Source organism: Salmonella sp. SAL4457, from assembly GCF_046548235.1.
Taxonomy (GTDB): domain Bacteria; phylum Pseudomonadota; class Gammaproteobacteria; order Enterobacterales; family Enterobacteriaceae; genus Salmonella; species Salmonella enterica.
Window position 1 is genome coordinate 1 of the sequence record NZ_JBGDZO010000011.1, and the last position, 2,899, is coordinate 2,899.

Sequence of the window (2,899 nt, forward strand, 5' to 3'; positions counted from 1 at the left end):
GGGTGATGACGGGATCGAACCGCCGACCCCCTCCTTGTAAGGGAGGTGCTCTCCCAGCTGAGCTAATCACCCACTTCTCAATTTCTTATCTACACGGCGGAGACTACATAAAGTAGTTGGTGGGTGATGACGGGATCGAACCGCCGACCCCCTCCTTGTAAGGGAGGTGCTCTCCCAGCTGAGCTAATCACCCCCGCTGTGTGGAGTCGCATTATAGGGAGAGTTGAAAATGAGTCAACGCATTTTCTAAAGTTTTTGTTTGTTCGTCGTAAAATTAAACAAAACGATCGTGAATTACCCCGCACTGCATGATTTCTATACGGAAATAGCAAAGCGCAGCGTTCTGACCGGATCAACATTGAGGAATCAAGCCACAGTGATAGAATACAAGGCTATTCATCTTTCCAGGATTTGCCGGTTGTCGGCATCTTTATAAACGTAAGGCCATTTCATGAAAATCAAAACTCGCTTCGCGCCTAGCCCGACAGGTTATCTGCACGTCGGCGGCGCGCGTACTGCTCTTTATTCCTGGCTTTTCGCACGTCACCACGGCGGTGAGTTCGTGCTGCGTATTGAAGACACCGATCTTGAGCGTTCCACGCCGGAAGCCATTGAAGCCATCATGGATGGTATGAACTGGCTGAACCTGGAATGGGACGAAGGCCCCTATTTCCAGACCAAACGTTTTGATCGCTATAACGCGGTGATTGACGAGATGCTGGAGGCGGGAACAGCCTATAAATGCTACTGCTCTAAAGAGCGTCTGGAGCAACTGCGTGAAGATCAGATGGCGAAAGGCGAGAAGCCGCGTTATGACGGGCGTTGCCGTCACAGTCACGAACATCATGCCGACGATGAGCCATGCGTGGTGCGCTTTGCTAACCCGCAGGAAGGTTCCGTTATTTTTGATGATCAGATCCGTGGGCCGATCGAATTCAGCAATCAGGAACTGGACGATCTGATCATTCGTCGTACCGACGGTTCGCCGACCTACAACTTCTGTGTGGTGGTGGACGACTGGGATATGGAAATTACTCATGTGATTCGTGGCGAAGACCATATCAACAATACTCCGCGCCAGATTAACATTCTGAAAGCGTTAAACGCGCCGGTGCCGATGTACGCGCATGTGTCGATGATTAACGGCGACGACGGTAAAAAGCTGTCTAAACGCCACGGTGCGGTGAGCGTGATGCAGTATCGCGATGACGGTTATCTGCCGGAAGCGTTGCTGAACTATCTGGTGCGTCTGGGCTGGTCCAGCGGCGATCAGGAAATCTTCACCCGCGAAGAGATGATCAAGCTGTTCTCCCTCGGTGCGGTGAGCAAGTCTGCGAGCGCGTTCAACACCGATAAACTGCTGTGGCTGAACCACCACTATATCAATACGCTGGCGCCGGAATATGTGGCGACGCATTTGCAGTGGCATATCGAGCAGGAAAATATCGACACCCGTAACGGCCCGCAGCTTGCTGAACTGGTGAAGTTGCTGGGTGAGCGCTGCAAAACTCTGAAAGAGATGGCGCAGAGCTGCCGCTACTTCTATGAAGACTTCAGTGAGTTTGACGCCGATGCGGCGAAAAAACACCTCCGCCCGGTGGCGCGTCAGCCGCTGGAAGTGGTGCGCGACAAGCTGTCGGCGATTACGGACTGGTCAGCAGAAAACGTCCACCACGCGATTCAGGCCACGGCGGATGAGCTGGAAGTGGGGATGGGTAAAGTAGGGATGCCGCTGCGTGTGGCTGTGACCGGTGCCGGGCAGTCGCCTGCGCTGGATGTCACCGTACATGCGATTGGTAAAACCCGCAGCATTGAGCGTATCAACAAAGCGCTGGGCTTTATCGCCGAGCGTGAAAGTCAGCAGTAACGCCAGCTGAAACAGAATAAACGGCAGGGCAGACGCCTGCCGTTTATTCTTTGTTAGTCCGCCTCATTGATACCTAAACGCGTCAGAAATCCGCGAATACCTTCCCGCGATAAAAACAGCGCCAGTTTTTCCTGTTCCTGAGCAGACATATTTTCAACGGCATCAATAATTTGTCGATAAGCGTGACTGTGCGTCGCGTTCGCATATTCTGCGAAAGCCTCTTCCGCCTGATAAAACGCAGGCAGTTTGCGAAAAGCCGGAATATTGAGAATAAACTCCCGCACACTGGCATCAATATGGATGAGTCTTGCGCGTCCGCCTTTGACGCCGGGAAATTTTTCGGTTTTCCAGTGTTGTTCTCTGATCCAGCGATTGACGGTTTGTCTGGCCACGCCGAGGCATTCAGCCAGCTCTTCAGTGGTCATTTTACTGCGTAATCTTTTCATATTATTTGCTATCGCGTATCCCTAAGCGTTGTAACAAACCGGTAATCCCTTCACGCACGAGGAGAGAGGTAAACTGTTTCTGCTCGGATGAGGTCATCTCTTTGGCGAGCGTCATGAGCAGCGCTTCAAGCGATGCGTTGCTGGCAGGCGTGAATGTGTCTGCGTGATGGTCAACTGAACGTTCAGCGCTGCGGATATATTCACGAACCTGTTCGTTTACATGAACCAGACGGGCTTTACCGCCCTGGACGCCAGGTTTGGGCGATGTTGCCCAGCCTTCTTTCCGTACCCATTTATTGATGGTTTGTCGGCTGTAACCGGTGAGATTAGCGAGTTCTTCTGGCGTCATCCGTTCCTTGAACATAACGATTCCCTGAATAGTCGTGGGGTTAATTAGTGGTTCATTTTATAGCACCATTTTAGTCGAAACCGTGACGTGTTTAACTACTGAATGCGAGTTGTGCCGCAATGTCCTTTATTTGAATGCTTTTTCAGCGATTGAATTCGGCAAGTTCATTTTGCCGTTGACACATGCCGAGGGAATTCATATGATGCCGCCCGTCAACTCGACAAGCTTTACGTAGTG

The 2,899-nt window shown here is 51.6% G+C and carries 3 protein-coding genes and 2 tRNA genes; 1 reads left to right on the plus strand and 4 read right to left on the minus strand.

What is annotated here, in order from left to right:
* Window positions 1–72 (minus strand) — tRNA-Val (locus tag ACLJNW_RS21705).
* A 45-nt stretch (window positions 73–117) separates the two neighbouring features.
* Window positions 118–193 (minus strand) — tRNA-Val (locus ACLJNW_RS21710).
* A gap of 258 nt (window positions 194–451) precedes the next feature.
* On the opposite strand from ACLJNW_RS21710, the gene gltX reads away from it, so the two are divergent.
* Window positions 452–1,867 carry a glutamate--tRNA ligase gene (gene gltX / locus ACLJNW_RS21715; RefSeq protein WP_023203894.1) on the plus strand — a complete coding sequence of 472 codons (1,416 nt, stop codon included), beginning with the start codon at window positions 452–454 and terminating at the stop codon, window positions 1,865–1,867.
* 53 nt (window positions 1,868–1,920) lie between these two features.
* Here the strand turns inward: gltX and ACLJNW_RS21720 are convergent, their stop codons facing one another.
* Entirely contained in the window at window positions 1,921–2,313 is a 393-nt protein-coding gene (locus ACLJNW_RS21720; RefSeq protein WP_000826515.1) for a MerR family transcriptional regulator, read from the minus strand.
* Between the two features lies 1 nt (window position 2,314).
* The gene (locus ACLJNW_RS21725) at window positions 2,315–2,677 is read right to left on the minus strand and encodes a MerR family transcriptional regulator (RefSeq protein ID WP_000472034.1); all 363 of its coding nucleotides are present in this window, start codon (window positions 2,675–2,677) and stop codon (window positions 2,315–2,317) included.
* Between the last annotated feature and the right edge of the window lie 222 nt (window positions 2,678–2,899).

Bases quoted from the DNA above. Each gene is read 5' to 3' on its own strand.
- ACLJNW_RS21725 (WP_000472034.1), bottom strand. From the start codon at position 2,677: ATGTTCAAGGAACGGATGACGCCAGAAGAACTCGCTAATCTCACCGGT.
- ACLJNW_RS21720 (WP_000826515.1), bottom strand. From the start codon at position 2,313: ATGAAAAGATTACGCAGTAAAATGACCACTGAAGAGCTGGCTGAATGC.
- gltX (WP_023203894.1), top strand. From the start codon at position 452: ATGAAAATCAAAACTCGCTTCGCGCCTAGCCCGACAGGTTATCTGCAC.